Origin of the sequence: Flavobacterium sp. SM2513 (assembly GCF_050908145.1) — a bacterium.
Taxonomy (GTDB): Bacteria; Bacteroidota; Bacteroidia; order Flavobacteriales; family Flavobacteriaceae; genus Flavobacterium.
Map to the genome: position 1 here is coordinate 1694223 of NZ_CP194228.1, position 17853 is coordinate 1712075.

The 17853-nt window shown below is 33.7% G+C and carries 19 protein-coding genes; 4 read left to right on the forward strand and 15 right to left on the reverse strand.

Annotated elements, in window-relative coordinates; genetic code table 11:
- Window positions 1–41: 41 nt before the first annotated feature.
- From ACQ5J2_RS06880 to ACQ5J2_RS06935, 12 genes are all read right to left on the reverse strand, one after another.
- Window positions 42–686, reverse strand: coding sequence for a response regulator (locus tag ACQ5J2_RS06880; RefSeq protein WP_432672986.1), 645 nt, complete (start codon window positions 684–686; stop codon window positions 42–44).
- Window positions 683–2623, reverse strand: a complete 1941-nt coding sequence (locus ACQ5J2_RS06885; RefSeq protein WP_432672987.1) for a tetratricopeptide repeat-containing sensor histidine kinase — start codon at window positions 2621–2623, stop codon at window positions 683–685. Before ACQ5J2_RS06885 ends, ACQ5J2_RS06880 begins: the two co-directional genes overlap by 4 nt.
- Window positions 2624–2699: 76 nt before the next feature.
- Window positions 2700–2873 (reverse strand): hypothetical protein, encoded by a 174-nt coding sequence (locus ACQ5J2_RS06890; RefSeq protein ID WP_432672988.1) that lies wholly within the window; start codon window positions 2871–2873, stop codon window positions 2700–2702.
- A 217-nt stretch (window positions 2874–3090) separates the two neighbouring features.
- Window positions 3091–3609 carry a hypothetical protein gene (locus tag ACQ5J2_RS06895; RefSeq protein WP_432672989.1) on the reverse strand — a complete coding sequence of 173 codons (519 nt, stop codon included), beginning with the start codon at window positions 3607–3609 and terminating at the stop codon, window positions 3091–3093.
- A gap of 524 nt (window positions 3610–4133) precedes the next feature.
- Window positions 4134–4286 (reverse strand): hypothetical protein, encoded by a 153-nt coding sequence (locus tag ACQ5J2_RS06900; RefSeq protein ID WP_432672990.1) that lies wholly within the window; start codon window positions 4284–4286, stop codon window positions 4134–4136.
- 142 nt (window positions 4287–4428) lie between these two features.
- Window positions 4429–5379: a GSCFA domain-containing protein gene (locus tag ACQ5J2_RS06905; protein ID WP_432672991.1), complete on the reverse strand. Its 951-nt coding sequence runs from the start codon at window positions 5377–5379 to the stop codon at window positions 4429–4431.
- A 37-nt stretch (window positions 5380–5416) separates the two neighbouring features.
- Window positions 5417–5734, reverse strand: coding sequence for a rhodanese-like domain-containing protein (locus ACQ5J2_RS06910; protein WP_432672992.1), 318 nt, complete (start codon window positions 5732–5734; stop codon window positions 5417–5419).
- 59 nt (window positions 5735–5793) lie between these two features.
- Window positions 5794–7551, reverse strand: a complete 1758-nt coding sequence (locus ACQ5J2_RS06915) for an aromatic amino acid hydroxylase (RefSeq protein ID WP_432672993.1) — start codon at window positions 7549–7551, stop codon at window positions 5794–5796.
- Window positions 7552–7685: 134 nt separating this feature from the next.
- Window positions 7686–8222, reverse strand: a complete 537-nt coding sequence (locus ACQ5J2_RS06920; RefSeq protein WP_432672994.1) for a DUF4136 domain-containing protein — start codon at window positions 8220–8222, stop codon at window positions 7686–7688.
- A 10-nt stretch (window positions 8223–8232) separates the two neighbouring features.
- Window positions 8233–8397: a hypothetical protein gene (locus tag ACQ5J2_RS06925; RefSeq protein ID WP_432672995.1), complete on the reverse strand. Its 165-nt coding sequence runs from the start codon at window positions 8395–8397 to the stop codon at window positions 8233–8235.
- Window positions 8398–8399: 2 nt separating this feature from the next.
- Complete coding sequence (locus ACQ5J2_RS06930; RefSeq protein WP_432672996.1) at window positions 8400–10382, reverse strand: urocanate hydratase; 1983 nt, start codon at window positions 10380–10382, stop codon at window positions 8400–8402.
- A 71-nt stretch (window positions 10383–10453) separates the two neighbouring features.
- On the reverse strand, window positions 10454–10630 hold the full coding sequence (locus ACQ5J2_RS06935) for a DUF5522 domain-containing protein (RefSeq protein WP_432672997.1): 177 nt from the start codon (window positions 10628–10630) through the stop codon (window positions 10454–10456).
- 361 nt (window positions 10631–10991) lie between these two features.
- Between ACQ5J2_RS06935 and ACQ5J2_RS06940 the strand changes: the two genes are divergently transcribed.
- From ACQ5J2_RS06940 to ACQ5J2_RS06955, 4 genes are all read left to right on the forward strand, one after another.
- Complete coding sequence (locus ACQ5J2_RS06940; protein WP_432672998.1) at window positions 10992–11906, forward strand: 1-aminocyclopropane-1-carboxylate deaminase/D-cysteine desulfhydrase; 915 nt, start codon at window positions 10992–10994, stop codon at window positions 11904–11906.
- The gene (locus ACQ5J2_RS06945) at window positions 11899–12741 is read left to right on the forward strand and encodes a glucosaminidase domain-containing protein (protein WP_432672999.1); all 843 of its coding nucleotides are present in this window, start codon (window positions 11899–11901) and stop codon (window positions 12739–12741) included. The genes ACQ5J2_RS06940 and ACQ5J2_RS06945 overlap by 8 nt, the downstream gene beginning before the upstream one ends.
- 39 nt (window positions 12742–12780) lie before the next feature.
- Complete coding sequence (hemL, locus tag ACQ5J2_RS06950; RefSeq protein ID WP_432673000.1) at window positions 12781–14067, forward strand: glutamate-1-semialdehyde 2,1-aminomutase; 1287 nt, start codon at window positions 12781–12783, stop codon at window positions 14065–14067.
- A 161-nt stretch (window positions 14068–14228) separates the two neighbouring features.
- Complete coding sequence (locus ACQ5J2_RS06955; RefSeq protein WP_432673001.1) at window positions 14229–14999, forward strand: CDP-alcohol phosphatidyltransferase family protein; 771 nt, start codon at window positions 14229–14231, stop codon at window positions 14997–14999.
- Window positions 15000–15080: 81 nt separating this feature from the next.
- On the opposite strand, the gene ACQ5J2_RS06960 is transcribed toward ACQ5J2_RS06955, so the two are convergent.
- From ACQ5J2_RS06960 to lysS, 3 genes are all read right to left on the reverse strand, one after another.
- Window positions 15081–15443 (reverse strand): hypothetical protein, encoded by a 363-nt coding sequence (locus ACQ5J2_RS06960; RefSeq protein WP_432673002.1) that lies wholly within the window; start codon window positions 15441–15443, stop codon window positions 15081–15083.
- A 63-nt stretch (window positions 15444–15506) separates the two neighbouring features.
- On the reverse strand, window positions 15507–15944 hold the full coding sequence (locus ACQ5J2_RS06965; RefSeq protein WP_432673003.1) for a hypothetical protein: 438 nt from the start codon (window positions 15942–15944) through the stop codon (window positions 15507–15509).
- A 161-nt stretch (window positions 15945–16105) separates the two neighbouring features.
- A complete protein-coding gene (lysS, locus tag ACQ5J2_RS06970; RefSeq protein WP_432673004.1) occupies window positions 16106–17809 on the reverse strand; it encodes a lysine--tRNA ligase in 1704 nt (567 codons plus the stop codon).
- Window positions 17810–17853 lie beyond the last annotated feature (44 nt).

Genomic DNA, 17853 nt, shown 5'->3' on the forward strand with positions numbered 1-17853 from the left:
ACGAATATTTGGTTGTTTTGTTTGAAATGTGAAAGAATCATTTATATCAAATTATTATTTCGCGCTTTCTCAACCGCTTCCAATTTGTTGTGCACTTGCAGTTTTGTGTAAATATTCTCAATATGTTTTCTTACCGTACTTGGTGACAGAAATAAATTTTGGGCAATAACATTATAACTTAAACCTTTACTTAGTTGTTCCAGAACCTCAATTTCTCGAGGACTTAGTTTGACATCCAAATCACATTTTTCGTCAAAATTTTGAGGATTACGCAGTAATTTCAAAGTCTTGAAGGCGATAGAAGGATGCATCGCGGCACCTCCGTTCAATGTTTCATGAATTCCTTGGTACAAATCGTTAGGTGTGATTTCTTTCAATAGATACCCGTCAGCTCCCGCTTTAATTACATTGAAGATATTTTCATCATCGTCAAAAACGGTCAATACTAGAATTTTTATATGGGGATATTTGGACTTGACTTGCAACGTTGCTTCAATTCCATTCATGCCAGGCATTTCAATGTCCATCAAGATGATATCAAGATTATGATTTTCTTCCAATTTATCGAGAATTTCTTGGCCATCGTATGCCACAAATTTAATAGTCAAATCGTCAAAAAAAGACAACTTCTCTTGAGTGGTTTTGAGTAAGAAAGAATTGTCGTCAACTAAAGCTACTTTTATCATAGCACAAATCGTTTATAAGGTAACTGAATTAATAGAGACGTTCCACTCAAATTTTCTGAATTAAACTCAAGCGTACCCTGCATATCTTTAACGCGTTTTTTGATGTTGAAAATACCGTGTCCTAAAGTTACATTATTTGGGTCGAACCCAATACCATTATCTGAAATTTTTATTACAATCGTATTTTTTTCTTTAGTGAAATGGACTTTAATCTCTTTTGCATTTGCGTATTTTATACTATTATGAACAGCCTCTTGAACCACGCGATAAATATTCATTCCATCAACAGACCCAAAATATAAATCAGAAAGGTCATCGGCAATTGTAAATTCAAAAGCGATATCATCTAATGCCAATTTTGCTTTTTCAATAAAATTAAAGATTCGTAAACGCAAATCCTCTACTGAAACTTCTTTTGAATTCATCGCCCAAATCGTGTCGCGTAGTTCAACAATTGTGGCTTTTGTAAAAGTGCTGATAATCTGAAGTTTGCTTTCTAATTTAGGATTATTAATATCAAATGCGTGTTTGATATTGTTAATCGACGAAATTATAAAAGTAAGTTGAGCACCAATATTATCATGCAAATCTCTAGAAATGGTAATGCGTTGTTCTTGTAATTTATTTTGGGTTTCGATTAAAGCGATAGCAGTTTTTAATTCAAATTCCTGTTCTTTTTGTATACTCTTAATCTTTTGTTGGCGATAAATCAAATAACTGATTAATGCAATTGAAAGAATTAGAAGAGATAAAATAATTACCACTGTATTTCGCTGCTGTATTTTGTTTTGGATTTGTAACAGTAGTTTAGATTTTTTTTCGCTCTCGTATTTCGCTTCAATTTCAAAAACTGCCTTTGTTTTTTCGCTTTTAAACAAGCTGTCCATTCCTTTGTTGTATAAATTGGAGTAGCGGTAAGCCTGGTCGAAAACACCCATTTTTGCATAGGCTTTTGCCAAAATACCGTGGGAACTTACTTCAAGAAAATAAGCATCAGCATCTTGAGCATATTTCATCGCTTTTTCAGCATATAAAATACTTTCTTTGTATTTTTTCTGTTTAATGAGACAGTTTGAAAAAGCGTTGCTGATATTGGCTACTTCATAATTGTTTCCAAATTGCTCATGTAGTGTAATTGATTCAATGTAATTTTTGTTGGCTTCTTCAAATTGATGTAAACTGTCGTAAACAACTGCAATATTTGAAATGGGATAAGCCACATAGCGTTTGTAATCTAGTTTTTCATAACCGGCTTTTGCAATTTTTGAATATTTTAAGGAACTTTTATAAGACTTAAAATTTATTAAAATACCTCCTAGATTACCAGATGTAACCGCAATCCCAAATTCCGAGTTTAATTTGACATAAAGTTCATTTGCTTTTTTATAGTAGAAATACGCTTTCTTATATTCTTTTTGGGCCTTATAAACGACACCAATATTAACCATTGTCATTGCAATTTTCTCATCAACCTGTTCTTTCTCGTAACAATTTAGAGCTTTAAAATAGTATTGTAATGCTTTTTCAAAATTTCCTTGAGAATCAAAAGCAATTCCAATGTTGTTATTGCTATCTGCAATGCCTAATGTGTCGTTCGTTTTTTCTCTGTATATAAGTGCTTGTTGGTGGTAGAATAGTGAGGAATCAAGTTGCGTGAAGGATTGATGTGCATTTCCTAACGTATTAAAAGAAAGTCCTATCAAGGAGTCGTTTTTGCTTATAAATGCTTCTTTGAGGGCTTCTTGACTGTATAAATACGAACGCTTGGTATTTGAATTGGCAAATTGTTCCGCTTTTTCTAAGAAAAACAGACACTTTTGTTTGGAGTTTTTTCCATTTAGTTGCTTAGAAAGGCTGTCTAAAGTGGACGATGGCAATCCTTGTGCTAAAGTAATTGTAACAAAAATAGAAAAGTAAAATATATAGAATTTTTTCATACAACCGTAATAACAATAAATCTATTAAAAAAAATTTGAATTTGAACAAATTTGTATAAGATTAAGCAAAGTAAAGCTACTTTTCATTGTAATCTCTGAAAAATTGGTGCAGAAGGGCAAGAATTTCTTGATTGAGATATTCCCGAGAGTTTTTATATTGATTGTCAAAGGAATCAATTACGGAAATTTTTTTGGACAATTCATTTTGATTTTTAAGTAAATCTGTTGCAATTGACTGCAGCTCCTTCATTTTTTTTTGATGCTTTTTTTTCAATGTATCAGTATTCATTTGTAAGGCTACAATGAATCCAATAGTAAACAAAAAAATAAATATCGAAGCAATTAGTGTCATATATTTCATAAAATAAAAAATCCTTTCCAATAATAAACGAAAAACACGCTCTACTGAAAAGGATTTCAATCACCTTAAATTAATTAATTTTTGCATAAACTAACTAATATTGCCCTTATTGTGTAAATGCAACGTTAAATGCACCATTTTTAACCTCTTTGTAAGTGCCTAAGTCATTAATTCCCTTAAAAGAAAATGTTCCTTTTACATTGGTTTCAGTTGCTTCAGTTATTGTTACCGTGCCACTTGTTCCTGTAGTTTCGTCAAGTGGAGCATACCACGAATTACTTGTACTCATTGGGTTGTTAAGGTCAATTTTAGTATATGAGAATACCACTCCTAAGTTATTACCTGTAATCAGTTCATAAGTTCCTTCTCCAGTAAAATCATAAATTGTAATTCCTAAGGCTTCTTGACTCATTGTGCTTCCAGTTATGGTAAGAAAGGATCCACTATGAGTGGCAAAAGTTCCTTGTGCCATAGTAGTGATTGTTTTTCCAGCTACTGTTGCTTTAATCGTTCCGCTTGCTGCAGTTCCTCCCGTTGAGCCACCACCATCGTCGCTACTACAAGACCCGAAAGAAAGTGCTAATGCTAAAAACGCGATTTTTCCTAATTGTTTAATTTTTTTCATGATATTAAATTTTGTGAGTTAATAATAATACAAATCTGGAATAAATAAGGTTTTCTTACAATAAGGCATATGTCGTATTTTGTACTTTACATTCCGGTTTATTTTACAAAACATTGATTTGCAGGCCAAAAAATAAAGTAAGAAATCTCCTTTATAACCTGATTAGTAAAAAAATAGCTAAATTTTAAAGGATTAATTACTTGTAGAGTTTTAATTTCTGATTTAGATTTAAATGTTAAATCGGAAATGTATATTTTATTTTGTAAAAATGCGCAAAATTGTAAGTCGTTGTTACTGTAATTTGTTTTTGGCTTAAATCTTTTCAATCGCATTTTTCAACAGAAATCCTTGTTCTTGAATTTTTGTTGACAGTAAACTAAAATCACTACTATTAAAATGGTTATTAGCATCTTTTTAAAATTATATTGGGTGTGCTGAATTATCTAATTATGTTTTTCATAAAACTTATGTACAACATGCCCCTTCACTAAATTGAAATTGAATTAATACTTTCCAAAATCGTATTAAAAACAGGTTCTGAAACGAAATATTTTTCCTAAAGTTTCAAAAGTAAGACTGATGGGATGAAGAAAAGAAATTACGTTTCCTATAACGTCGCTTAAGTAACCTTGTAAGTTGGAGTTTACAATTTCAAACAGGTAAATTAATTGTTTCATGACACAATAAATTGATAAGTTTAATTGTCAAAAGTGATGAAATTAAAGGATGGAAACAATACGTTAAATAATGTATATTTTAGAAAAATCACATTTATGTAAAGAGTTGAAAGATTTAATAAAAATGAATAAACGCAAGACTTTAGAACTTCATAAAAGGATAGCGAAGTTGTATTTTAAGAATTTTTCCATTCAAGTTTTCGAGAAATTTTTGATGCGAAATTGATTCAGAATTGAATGAACGGTGCTGCAATCCTTTCTGAATCATTTCCACTTCGTTCATCGTTGAAAGCGAATTTTTTTCAACAGTAGTTGCAATGAAACGCGACCAAATATAATCAATTGCAGTTGCATTGGGATGCAGTAAATCTTGTTTATAAAAGCGATAGTCACGCAATTCATCCATCATTATTTCATAAGAAGGGAAATAATTTAACGTCGATGTCTTTTGTTCAATTAGCTTGTAAACCGCGGAAATTAAATGCGATTTACTGACTTGATTTTCTACAAATCCATCTTTAATATGTCGAACAGGAGAAATGGTAAAGATAAACTGACATTTCGGATTTACTTTGGAAATTAAACCAATACAATGTTGCAGTGATTCTGAAATTTCAAGCGTAGAAAGTAAATTTTTCGTAAATTCCTTTTGAGGGACTTTATGACAATTGGCAACTATTTTATTAGATTTCATCGTTTTATAAACCCAAGAAGTACCCAAAGTGATTATAAAATGAGTTGCTGTTGAAATTTTTTCGCGAAAAAAATCTAACGTTTCGTTTAATTTATTTAGAAATAATTTTTTGTTCGAAAGTGATAAGTCAGAGTGAATTTCAAAGCAATGCCATCGTTCGTTGAGAGAAAAAATATCTTTTTCAGAGAAGTATTCTTTTTCAACTGCTCTTTGAATTAGTTTTTCAATCGAAATGGGGTTGAAAATTATCCCAAATGGGTTAATGACATTTTGAAATTGATAAAAATGAAACTTCTCGCCCATATTTTCTGCAAAACAAGAACCAATTGATACAATTTTGGAGTCGTAACTAATTGGATTTGTTGATGCAGAAATCGGAACTTTTGTAAAGAAATTCATTTAATATCTATTTGAAAACTAAAATAATCATCAATTTTTAAATAGATGAAAGTTTACTTTTAAGTGAACTCCATCCCCCGCCGTTGATGCAATCAATGCCGTTTTTCTTTAAAATTGATGTTGCTTGAGCACTTCGCATTCCTGATTGACAACATGCAATTATTGGCTTATTCCAACTTTTTATTTTTGCAATGTCTTGTGACAAACTTGGTAAAGGCATGTTTTTGGAACCCGTTATATTTCCACTTCTAAATTCTTCAGTACTTCTAACATCAATTATTATAGCACCTTTTTTAGTGTATTCTTCAATAGCACTAATTTTATTTCCTAAACCTAAAAAATCTAAAAATCCCATTTTGTTTTATTTTTGACAAATGTAAAAAATCGCAGTCCCGATTATTGTAACAAAAGTTGCTAAACGGTTTCTTTTTCGAAAATTAACTCTAGTCCATTACTGATTAGTTTGTTAACTTCAGGCCTGTTTTCTTTGATTTTTTCGATATAAATTAGAATTTCCTGCATCAATTCAGGCTCATTTCTAAGTTTTAAAATTTCGATTAATTCCAGTGGTAACAACCAATCTTTTGGATGATTTGATTTTAATTCGTGAAAAATATTTTTAAGTGATTCGTCGTGTTTATTATTTTCACGAATATTGCGAACTTTTCGGTACAAATGTTCCAAGTTAGTTCGTTCGTCTGATTTTTTAGCCTTAATAGTTTGGCTTGAAGGGATGTGGGTGATGAGGTCAAAGCTATTTACATCAGCTGGTCCTGAAAAAGCAGAAACTACTTTTTTACCAACTGCCATGTCGTAGATTCCCCAATCAGGCTGAAACAAGATGGTTTCTCCATGTTTGACTGTACAATCCTTGAAACTTATGATAATAATTTCACCTTGTAAATTTCTTGAACCAGTAATGATTTCTCCAGATACTGTAATGTCTCCTTCAAATTCTAGATTGACAGTCTTTCCTTCATAAATATCATAAGCTTTCAAGTCTCTCGGACTCATGTCTTCAATGGCAAGATTAATTCCTTTTAGCATTCCAATTGGACTTCCGAAACCTTCGGCATGAGTATTTGTACCGTGGCCCACTAATTCTTTATTTCTGTAAGAAAGTGCCGTTTTTCCAGTACTTTGCACATAAACAGATTTACCATTATACTCAATTACGTTACTGAATCTTCCTGAAATTTGTAATCCAGTACTCAGTTCAATTGTTCCCAAAGCGTTAGAATCAATTAGTTTTTTCACGCTTTTTGGGCCACCTTTTCGTAGTGCCATTGTATTTGCAAATTCTTCTAAAACTTGGTTCAAAAAAGCAAAGTCAGGCGTTACAAACAACTGAGGTTGCGGTTTAGTAATGTCAAAACTTTGTTCAGCAGCATCTATCGAATATGGAATTTTCCTAACTTCATGGGTCATGCACCAAGCACTTTCTCCAATAGAAGAAAGCAACCCAGCTCCATAGATTTTGGGATTTTCTACAGTACCAATTAAACCATATTCCACTGTCCACCAGTGTAAGTTTCTGATTTTTGCCATTTCGGAGACTTCACCCATGTCATTTTGCAAGTCTTCTACTGCTTTTTCAGCAGCGTCAATTTCTTGTTGAGGTGTTCCTTCTGCTTCTTTCAAAATCGAAAGTAAACGAATGGCTTCGTACATTTCGTAATCTTTGTGAGAAGAAATGGCTTTGCAACCAATTTCACCAAAACGTCTTAAATATTCGGCATATTCCGGATTGGCAATAATTGGGGCATGTCCAGCACCTTCGTGAATAATATCTGGAGCCGGTGTATATTCAATATGTTCTAATTGTCGAATATCGGAAGCAATCACTAAAACGTTGTACGCTTGAAATTCCATAAAAGCATTTGGCGGAATAAATCCATCAACTGCTACAGCAGCCCAACCAATTTCTTTCAAAATTCGATTCATTCCATACATATTTGGAATGTTCTCAACCTCCAAGCCGGTTTTTTTCAAACCTTCTAAATAAGAATTATGAGCGACTCTACTCAAGTAATCCACGTTTTTCCGCATCACATAACGCCAAACTGCTTGATTAATGGGAGTGTAATCCTCATAATCCTGTGGTTTGATAAATTGCTTTAGATGTTGGGGTAAGCGGTCAATCAATGGGTTACTTTCAAATGTATTACTCATATTTTCAATCGTTGTAGTTGGGGTAAAAATACAAAATATATAAATTAAAAATTGTAAATAAATGCATAAAAAAACCAATCTCAAGTTTTACGTCAAGATTGGTTTTTTGTTATTTTGAAATAAGGATGGAGAATCTATTTTTTTTCAGGGGGATATTGTTTTAGTATCTCTGTTACAAATTCCTGAATTCGTTCCTCTTTATCATTTTGATTTTTGAAAATTTCTCCTTCTCCTTCACCTTGCCAAACCATTTCTTTTTTCTTAGCATCAATCAAGTCGATGAACAAAGTTCCCTTGGTCGTAGTTCGAACTGAAGTTCGATTTCGTCCCCAAATGTAAGGATTCCAACCGTATCCATATCCGTAACCCCAACTGTTATTAAAGGTATTTACGTCCACTTGTTCACGGGATTTTGTAAAGAAATTGACTAATAAATCAGGATTTTCACTTTTGGTAAAACCTTTGGCAAGCATTTCTACTTCGATGGATTTTAAAATTCGTTTTTTGTCTAAATCGGAAATTTCAACTTTGTCGACACCAGGTTTATAAAATGCAAAAGTTTTGAATTGGGTAAAGTCAACTTTTTTGTCAAAATCATTGTACACATTTACAGATGAACATGAAACAATCAGGAAAATCAATAATAGAGGTATGTATTTTAATTTTTTCATAGCATAAAATTTAACGGTTATTTTTCTTTTCTTGGAAACTCTTTACAACAGCAATAATGTTCAAAACAATTGAGGTAAGTAATAAGGGATATTGAATGTAAATGTTTTTTACAAACAAACTAATTGCCAAAAGACAAATTCCCAAAGCCATTAATTTCATACTTGTTGAAACCATTTTTACCAATTTAATATTGAGTCGTCCACTAAAGTAGGGATGGTCACTTTCAATAAAGGTTGCGTTTCCATTGCTCTTTTAATTGCAAAAATGGCACCTTCATTTCGAGCCCAATTTCTACGTGAAATTCCATTATTTACATCCCAAAAAAGCATTGACTCTAAACGTTTTGAAGCTTCTTTGGAACCATCAAGAACCATACCGAAACCGCCGTTTATTACTTCACCCCAGCCAACACCACCGCCGTTGTGAATAGAAACCCAAGTCGCACCTCGGAAACTATCGCCAATTACATTTTGAATCGCCATATCAGCTGTAAATCGCGAACCATCGTAAATATTTGAAGTTTCGCGGTATGGAGAATCAGTCCCTGAAACATCGTGGTGATCACGTCCTAGAATTACAGTATCAATTTCGCCTTTTGCAATTGCTTGGTTAAACGCTTCTGCAATTTTAGCTCTTCCTTCCGCATCGGCATATAAAATTCGAGCTTGTGAACCCACCACTAATTTATTTTCTTGAGCTCCTTTTATCCATTGAATATTATCCGCCATTTGTTGCTGGATTTCTTCAGGCGAATTTTTCTTCATTTCCTCCAAAACAGCACAAGCAATTTTATCCGTTTTTGCTAAATCTTCTGGTTTTCCTGAAGCACAAACCCATCGGAACGGACCAAATCCGTAGTCAAAACACATTGGACCCATAATGTCTTGAACATAACTTGGGTATTTAAAATCAATGCCGTTTTCAGCCATAATATCTGCTCCAGCACGTGAAGCTTCTAGTAAAAATGCATTTCCGTAATCAAAGAAATAAGTTCCTTTTGCGGTATGTTTATTAATAGCATCAGCATGACGACGAAGCGTTTTCTGAACTTCCGTTTTAAATTGTTCCGGATGATTCGCCATCATTTCATTTGATTCTTCAAATGTGAAACCTGTTGGATAATAACCTCCAGCCCACGGATTGTGCAGCGAAGTTTGGTCAGAACCTAAATCAATGTGTACATTTTCTTGGTCAAAATGCTCCCAAACATCAACGATATTTCCTAAATAAGCGATGGAAACTGTTTCTTTATTTTCTAATGCTTTTTGAACTCTTGGAACCAAATCTTCAATAGCTGAAATCACTTCATTAATCCAACCTTGGGAATGGCGGATATGGGTGATTTTCGGATTTACTTCTGCACAAACCGTCACACAACCTGCAATGTTTCCAGCTTTTGGCTGAGCTCCGGACATTCCACCCAATCCCGAAGTTACGAATAATCCGCCTTTTGGTGACTTTTTAATTTTTCTAAAACCATTTAAAACCGTAATCGTTGTTCCGTGTACAATTCCTTGTGGACCAATATACATATAACTTCCCGCTGTCATTTGACCGTATTGAGAAACGCCTAAAGCATTCATTTTTTCCCAATCATCCGGCTTGGAATAATTCGGGATTACCATTCCATTCGTTACAACAACTCGTGGAGCTTCTTTGTGCGAAGGAAATAATCCCATTGGATGACCTGAATACATGGTCAAAGTTTGTTCGTTGGTCATTTCTGACAAATATTTCATGGTCAATAAATATTGTGCCCAATTTTGAAAAACAGCACCATTTCCACCATAAGTAATTAGTTCGTGAGGATGTTGAGCAACAGCATAATCTAGATTATTCTGAATCATTAACATAATCGCTTTCGCTTGTTCGGAATTTCCAGGATAGTCTGAAATAGGCCTAGCTTTCATCTCGTAATCAGGACGAAAACGGTACATATAAATCCGACCGTAGGTATTTAATTCTTCTAAAAATTCCTTCGCCAAAACTGCGTGATGTTCCTTGTCAAAATAACGCAATGCATTTCGCAACGCTAATTTTTTCTCCTCATCCGAAAGAATTTCTTTACGTTTTGGTGCATGATTGATTTCAGTCTCGTATGGTTTTACGGGTGGTAAAGTGGATGGAATTCCTTGTTGTATTTGTTCTTTGAAAGTCATTTTTTACTTATGTATTTTTGTATATTATATATTGTACTCTGTATATTGTTTCATTATACAATTTACATTTTTTACTTCTTTATTGTTCCCGTCTTCTTATCATATCCATAAGGACAATGTCTGCAGCCACTTTTGCAACAATGACCGCGTTTTAAATGGTGTTTTTCGGTAAAACATTTGTAACCTTCGGGAGTATAATAGAAATCTTCGCCTTCAATTAATTTATTTTCCTTATTTTGCTCGTCCATAGTGGCAAATTTAAAAACTTTAAAGCAAATGTTCGTTATTGTTGCGAAATATTTAATTCCAAAGGGTTTTTCGGGACTTACTCTCTTTCCTTTCGTCATTTTGAAAGAGAAAAGAGACGTTTTAAATCGCGTTATAATGCAACATGAAAAAATTCACATCCGGCAACAGGTTGAATTTTTGGTTTTGCCTTTTTTTATTTGGTATGGAATGGAATATTTGATTAGAATACTGCAATATAAACATAAACATTTGGCTTATCGAAATATTAGTTTTGAACGAGAGGCTTACGCCAACGAATCTCAGAAAGATTTTTTGCAGAAACGTCAATTTTGGAATTTCTTAAATTATATAAAAAAATAAATGATTCCAAATCAAGTAAAAAACCAATTTGCATTTTCAGATAAAGAAAGAAATATCGAAGTTTACATCAAACGAGAAGATTTGATTCACACTTTTGTTTCAGGAAATAAATTCAGGAAACTCAAATACAATTTGGCGGAAGCCAGAAAACAAAATTGCAAAACACTTTTGACATTTGGAGGTGCGTTTTCTAATCACATTGCTGCAGTTGCATTTGCAGGAAAAACAGAAGGTTTCAAAACAATTGGCGTCATTCGTGGAGATGAATTAGCAGATAAAATAGAAGGTAATCCAACATTGAAATTCGCTTCCGAAAATGGAATGCAGTTTGAGTTTGTTTCCCGCGAAAACTATCGAAGTAAAAATGAAATAGATTTTATTGAAAATTTAAAAAGAGTGTTCGGTAATTTTTACCTCATTCCCGAAGGCGGAACGAATGATTTAGCAGTAAAAGGATGTTCAGAAATTTTGACGGAAGAAGATAGAAAGTTTGATTTTATAACTTGTGCAGTTGGAACAGGGGGAACAATTGCGGGAATTATCAAAAGTTCGTTGCCAAATCAGCAAGTTTTAGGATTTCCGGCGTTAAAAGGGGATTTTTTGCAAAATGAAATTCGTAATTTTGCAACCGAAACAAATTGGCAACTTATTAAAGGTTTTGAATTTGGAGGTTATGGTAAAGTGACTCCCGAATTAATCACTTTTATGAACGAATTTTATGCTGAAACACTAATTCTTTTGGACCCCATTTATACCGCAAAGATGGTTTTCGGCGTTAGAACTTTAGTTAAAAATGGATTTTTTCCTGATAATTCAAAAATTTTACTGATTCACACAGGTGGAATTCAAGGGATTCAAGGCATTAATAATTTATTAGAAAAAAAGAAATTACCAAAAATAAACAGAAATGATTAAGAAAATTGCGTGTCTATTTATTATTATCCTCTTCATTAGTTGTGGAGGTTCTAAGAAATATGTTAGCACTTCTAAAAAGAAACCAACAACGACAAAACGAACGGTAAAGACGACCAAACCAACTGCTAAACCTGTAAATCGTGAAACAGAAACGATGGTTTCTACTTCAAAAACCACGGTTTATACGGATGTGGTTTTTGATTACGTGAATGAATTTAAAAATATTGCAAAAAGTAATATGAAGGATTACGGCATTCCAGCAAGTATTATTTTAGCGCAAGGAATCTTGGAATCAGGTGCGGGAAGAGGTGATTTAGCTAAGAGATCTAATAATCATTTTGGCATTAAATGTCATACTGGTTGGGAAGGTGAGAAAGTGTATCATGATGATGATGCAGCACAAGAATGTTTTAGAAAATACAACGACCCAGCCGAATCGTATAAAGATCATGCATTGTTTTTAACAGGTAGAAGCAGGTATTCGAGTTTATTTAAATTAGGGAAGGACGATTACGAAGCTTGGGCAAAAGGATTACGAAAAGCCGGATATGCCACAGATCCACGCTACCCTGAAAAATTAATTAGCTATATTGAAAAGTACAATTTGCATCAGTATGACTCGGAAGTTTTAGGTAACAAGTATACGCCATTTGATAATGCCACAAGACCAATTGCAGTGGAAAGTCATCAAGTGGGGAATTTATACGAAGTTCAAAAAGGGGAAACCCTTTATGCAATTTCAAAAAAATTCAATATTTCGGTGGAAGATTTAAAAAAGAAAAATGATTTGAAAGACAATACGCTTTCTATTGGTCAACGATTGATTGTAAAATAAACAGATGTAAATTTCATCTGTATTAAACATAAAAAAATAATGATTTATAAAAGAAGTAGTCAGCTTTTTGCTGAAGCTGAAAAAGTAATACCTGGCGGAGTGAATTCGCCGGTTCGTGCGTTTAAATCAGTTGGAGGAACGCCTATTTTTGTAAAATATGCGCGAGGTGCTTATTTATATGATGAAGATGACCGTCGATTGATTGATTATATTAACTCATGGGGTCCAATGATTTTGGGACATGCCTTTCCCCCGGTTGTTGATGCGGTTATTTCTCGTGCAAAACTGGGAACTTCCTTTGGGATGCCAACGGCTTTAGAAACAGAAATTGCAACTTTAGCTGTTAAAATGATTCCAAATATTGATAAAATCCGATTTGTAAATTCAGGAACAGAAGCTTGTATGAGTGCCGTTCGTTTAGCAAGAGGTTTTACCAATAGAGATAAAATCGTCAAATTTGCAGGTTGTTATCACGGACATTCTGATTCTTTTTTAATTCAAGCGGGAAGTGGCGCGGTTACTTTTGGTTCACCAAATAGTCCGGGAGTTACAACGGGAACAGCAAGAGACACTTTATTAGCTCAATATAATAATTTGGAAAGTGTAAATGAATTAATCGTTGCGAATCCAGCCGAAATTGCCGCAATTATCATCGAGCCTGTTGCCGGAAACATGGGTTGTATTCCGCCAAAGGAAGGTTTTTTAGAAGGCTTACGCCAAATGTGTACCGACAATGGGATTTTACTGATTTTTGATGAGGTAATGACTGGTTTTCGCTTAGCAAAAGGAGGGGCTCAAGAATTGTATAATGTTAAAGCTGATATTTCTTGTTTTGGAAAAGTTATTGGTGGCGGTTTACCCGTTGGAGCTTTTGCCGCTAGAGAAGAAATCATGAATTTTTTGGCTCCGATTGGTCCTGTTTATCAAGCCGGAACATTATCTGGAAATCCATTAGCGATGGCTGCTGGATTAGCGATGTTGAAAGCTTTAGATGCTGATGCGGAAATTTTTAATCGTTTAGCTGCGAAAACAGCCTATCTGGAAGAAGGAATTCGAAAAGTTTTAAATAAGGAATCTATTGATTTTACTGTTAATCGCGTAGGTTCTATGATTTCTGTTCATTTTGATAAAGAGGAAGTTATTGATTTTAAATCAGCAGGAAAAGGTGATAATGAACGTTTCAAGCACTTTTTTCATGGTTTATTGGATGAAGGAATTTACATTGCACCTTCGGCTTATGAAACTTGGTTTATAACTGATGCTTTGAGTTATGATGATTTGGACTTCACCATTGCAGCGATCGCTAAAGTGGCTAAAAAATTATAATTTAAGATTTACTATTGATTTTTATTACATCACATAAACTTTATAGTTTGTTTAATGACAATAATATCTATTTATTTAATTTGGAATAGAAAAATGAGCTATTTTTATAGCTCATTTTTTTTAGACTATATTGTCGTGAATTTCTTTTCTATATTATAATAATGTCTAAACTCCCGGCAGAAGACCAGTTCTTAGATTTATCAGATTATGGTAGGTCGTTTGGTAAATTTCTTGCAAAATCATTACAAAACACAAGATTTACGCCAATTCATGTTACTTTACTTTTTGGTACTTGTGGTTTACTTGCAATTTCGGCCATGCTAACTGGAAACTATATTTTAGCCGCTTTTTTATTATTACTCAAATCAGGAATTGATGCTGCAGATGGAGAATTAGCAAGACTTAAGAAAACTCCTTCCTATTCGGGTAGGTACTTAGACAGTATTTTTGATTTTATACTGAATTTTTTATTTTTAGGAACAATAGCATTCATCACAAATGCAAGTATTTGGTTATTTATACTTGCTTTTTTTGGAATGCAGCTTCAAGGTACTTTATACAATTATTATTATGTCATTTTAAGAAATAGAAGTATTAACGGAGATGCCACCAGTAAAATATTTGAATACAAAACACCTAAAGCATTGCCTGGAGAAAGTCAGAAATCCGTAAATATATTGTTTAAGCTGTATCTTGTGTTTTACGGTATTTTTGATAAGATAATTTACTTTTTAGACGCAAATGCATACAAAGTAAAGAAGTTTCCCAACTGGTTTATGACGCTTTTGTCTGTTTACGGATTGGGGTTTCAATTATTATTGATTGCAGTTTTGCTAACAACAAACCAGCTATCTTACGTTTTACCTCTTTTTGCTTTTATGACTATGCCAATTATCATTTTTATTTTTATTAGAAAGAAAATAATTAAATGATTTTATTAAAACGACACCCTTTGAAAATAATAAAGGCTCCACATAGGAGCCTTTATATGAATCAATAATTATGACCATTTGCTATTTTACCAACTGGTTGTATAATTTAGTGTTTGCTTTTACTTTTGCAAAATTACTATCACCAATAAAGTTCAATAAAGAACTCTCTACATAAGAGGAAAGTGCCGTTAATCGTTCAGCAGATAAACTCGTATCTTCTTTTGTTCTATACTTTGTGACAAATATTTTATTTACATCTGCTTTAACAGATTCGTCAATAGTTACAAGAGCCGTTAAAGCTTTCATATCGCGTTCCGCTGCTGCATCAGGTGTCATCTTTGCAGTGACTACTTCAGTTGTTGAAGTCGCAGCCACTTTTTTCTTTGCTTGAGCACTTACTCCAAGAGTAACACATAATGCCAATGCAATAAATATATTTTTCATCTTTTCGTTATTTTTTAATAGTTTGTTACGCCAAATCTAATTAAATTTATTTTAAAAGCAAAATTATTTTTCTACTTGTGCTTTTCTTTTCTTTCGTTCTGCAAATCGTTTTTTATTTTGTTTCGAAATTTTCTCCCATTTCTCTAGCTGCTCAGCAGTTAAAACTTTTTTCATTTGTTCCTTCTGAGCAATTTTATTGTCAAGCATATTTCTTTTTAAAACAAATTTCTCATCTGGTGTTAGTTTTTTGCTATCCTCTTTTTTATTTTTTAAAGCTGTTTTAGCTGCTTCTCTTTTTTCTTGCTGTTTGGCGATAATTTCAGAAATTTCTTTTTGTTGTTTAGCTGTTAAATCTAGTTCAAGAGTCAGTTTTTTTACTTGTAATTCATTTTGCTGTTGAGCGGTGAACTCCGGACGTTCCTCATTCATGCGTTTTTTCTTGTCTTGTGCCATTCCTGAAATTGTCAAGGATAAAAGGGCAACTACTATCAATTTTTTCATTTTAATAATTTTAAAAGTTATAAAACTAAGACGAATAAAAAAGTATTTGGTTTAATTAGGTCGCTAATTTTGATTTTATTTTAACATCCTGTAATTTTTAGCGGTGGAGCAAAAAAAAGGAGCTCGTTATGAACTCCTTTCTATTATATAATTTAATAATTTCACCCAATGAATTCAACAGTTTTTGTATCTCCCGTTAAGGTTACTTTTACTAAGTTATGTCTGCTTAAGTTTTTCATCGAAGCATCCCATTTTTTTCCGCTCAATCCAGCAGCTAGCTTTAATTGTGCTAAATCAAATGTGTTTTCGTTTTTGTTTAAAAGCAGAATAATAGTTTTTTCTTCGTCAGAAAGTTCGACTTGAATGGCTTTCTTTTCCGGACGCATTTGAGGGAAAAACAATACTTCCTGAATTGATGGATTATTGGTTAAAAACATAATCAATCGGTCCATTCCAATTCCTAGACCTGAAGTAGGCGGCATTCCGTATTCTAGAGCTCTTAAGAAGTCTTCATCGATGATTCCGTTGGCTTCATCGTCTCCTTTTTCGGCTAGTTTCATTTGGTTTTCAAAACGTGCTCTTTGGTCGATTGGGTCGTTTAGTTCTGAATATGCGTTAGCGATTTCTTTACCGCAAACCATTAATTCAAAGCGTTCTGTTAATTCTGGATTGTCTCTGTGCTCTTTACAAAGAGGCGACATTTCCTTTGGATAATCAGTGATGAAAGTGGGCTGAATGTAATTTCCTTCACATTTTGCACCAAAGATTTCATCAATTAACTTTCCTTTCCCCATCGTGTTGTCCACGTCAATTCCCATGCCTCTTGCAGCTTCAAAAAGTTCTGCCTCTGTCTTACCCGAAATATCAAAGCCTGTAAAATGTTTGATGGAATCGGTCATCGTCACTCGAGCATACGGCGCTTTGAAATTGATTTTATGTTCGCCAAAAGTAGTTTCGGTACTTCCGTTGACTTCTGTAGCACAATGCTCCAATAAATTTTCGGTAAATTCCATCATCCAGTTGTAGTCTTTGTAGGCTACATATATTTCCATCGCGGTAAATTCCGGATTATGTGTTCGGTCCATTCCTTCATTTCTGAAGTTTTTAGAAAACTCATAAACACCGTCAAATCCACCTACGATAAGTCTTTTTAGATACAATTCGTTTGCAATTCGCATGTATAATGGAATGTCTAAACTGTTGTGGTGTGTAATAAAAGGACGTGCTGCAGCACCACCCGGAATGGCTTGCAGAATAGGCGTTTCCACTTCCATGTATCCGGCATTGTTAAAGAAATTTCGCATTGCAGTAAACAACTTGTTTCTTTTTACGAAAACTTCTTTCACGTTTGGATTTACCACCAAATCTACATAACGCATTCTGTAGCGCAATTCTGGGTCTACGAAAGCATCGTGAATATTTCCGTCTTCGTCTGTTTTTGGCAACGGCAATGGACGAATGGTTTTACTTAAAAAAGTAAATTTATCGACACGAATACATTGAGCTCCGACTTTCGTCAAAAAAGTCTCTCCTTCAATACCAATAAAATCACCTAAATCAGTCAGTTTCTTAAACACCTGATTGTACATCATTTTATCTTCATCGGGACAAATCACGTCGCGGTTTAAATACATCTGAATTCGGCCTTCGCTGTCTTGTAATTCAGCAAACGCTGCTTTGCCTTGGTCGCGAACACTCATTAAACGTCCAGCAAGAACCACCTTTTGACCTTCGCTAAAATTTTCCTTTACCTGTTTTGATGTGTGCTTTACCGGAAATAAATCGGCAGGATAAGGGTTGATATTCAGGTCGCGCAAAGCTTGAAGCTTGTCTCGTCTAATGATTTCTTGTTCTGAAAGTTGCATACATTCTATTTTAAGGCTGCAAAGATACGGTTTTCTGTAAAAAT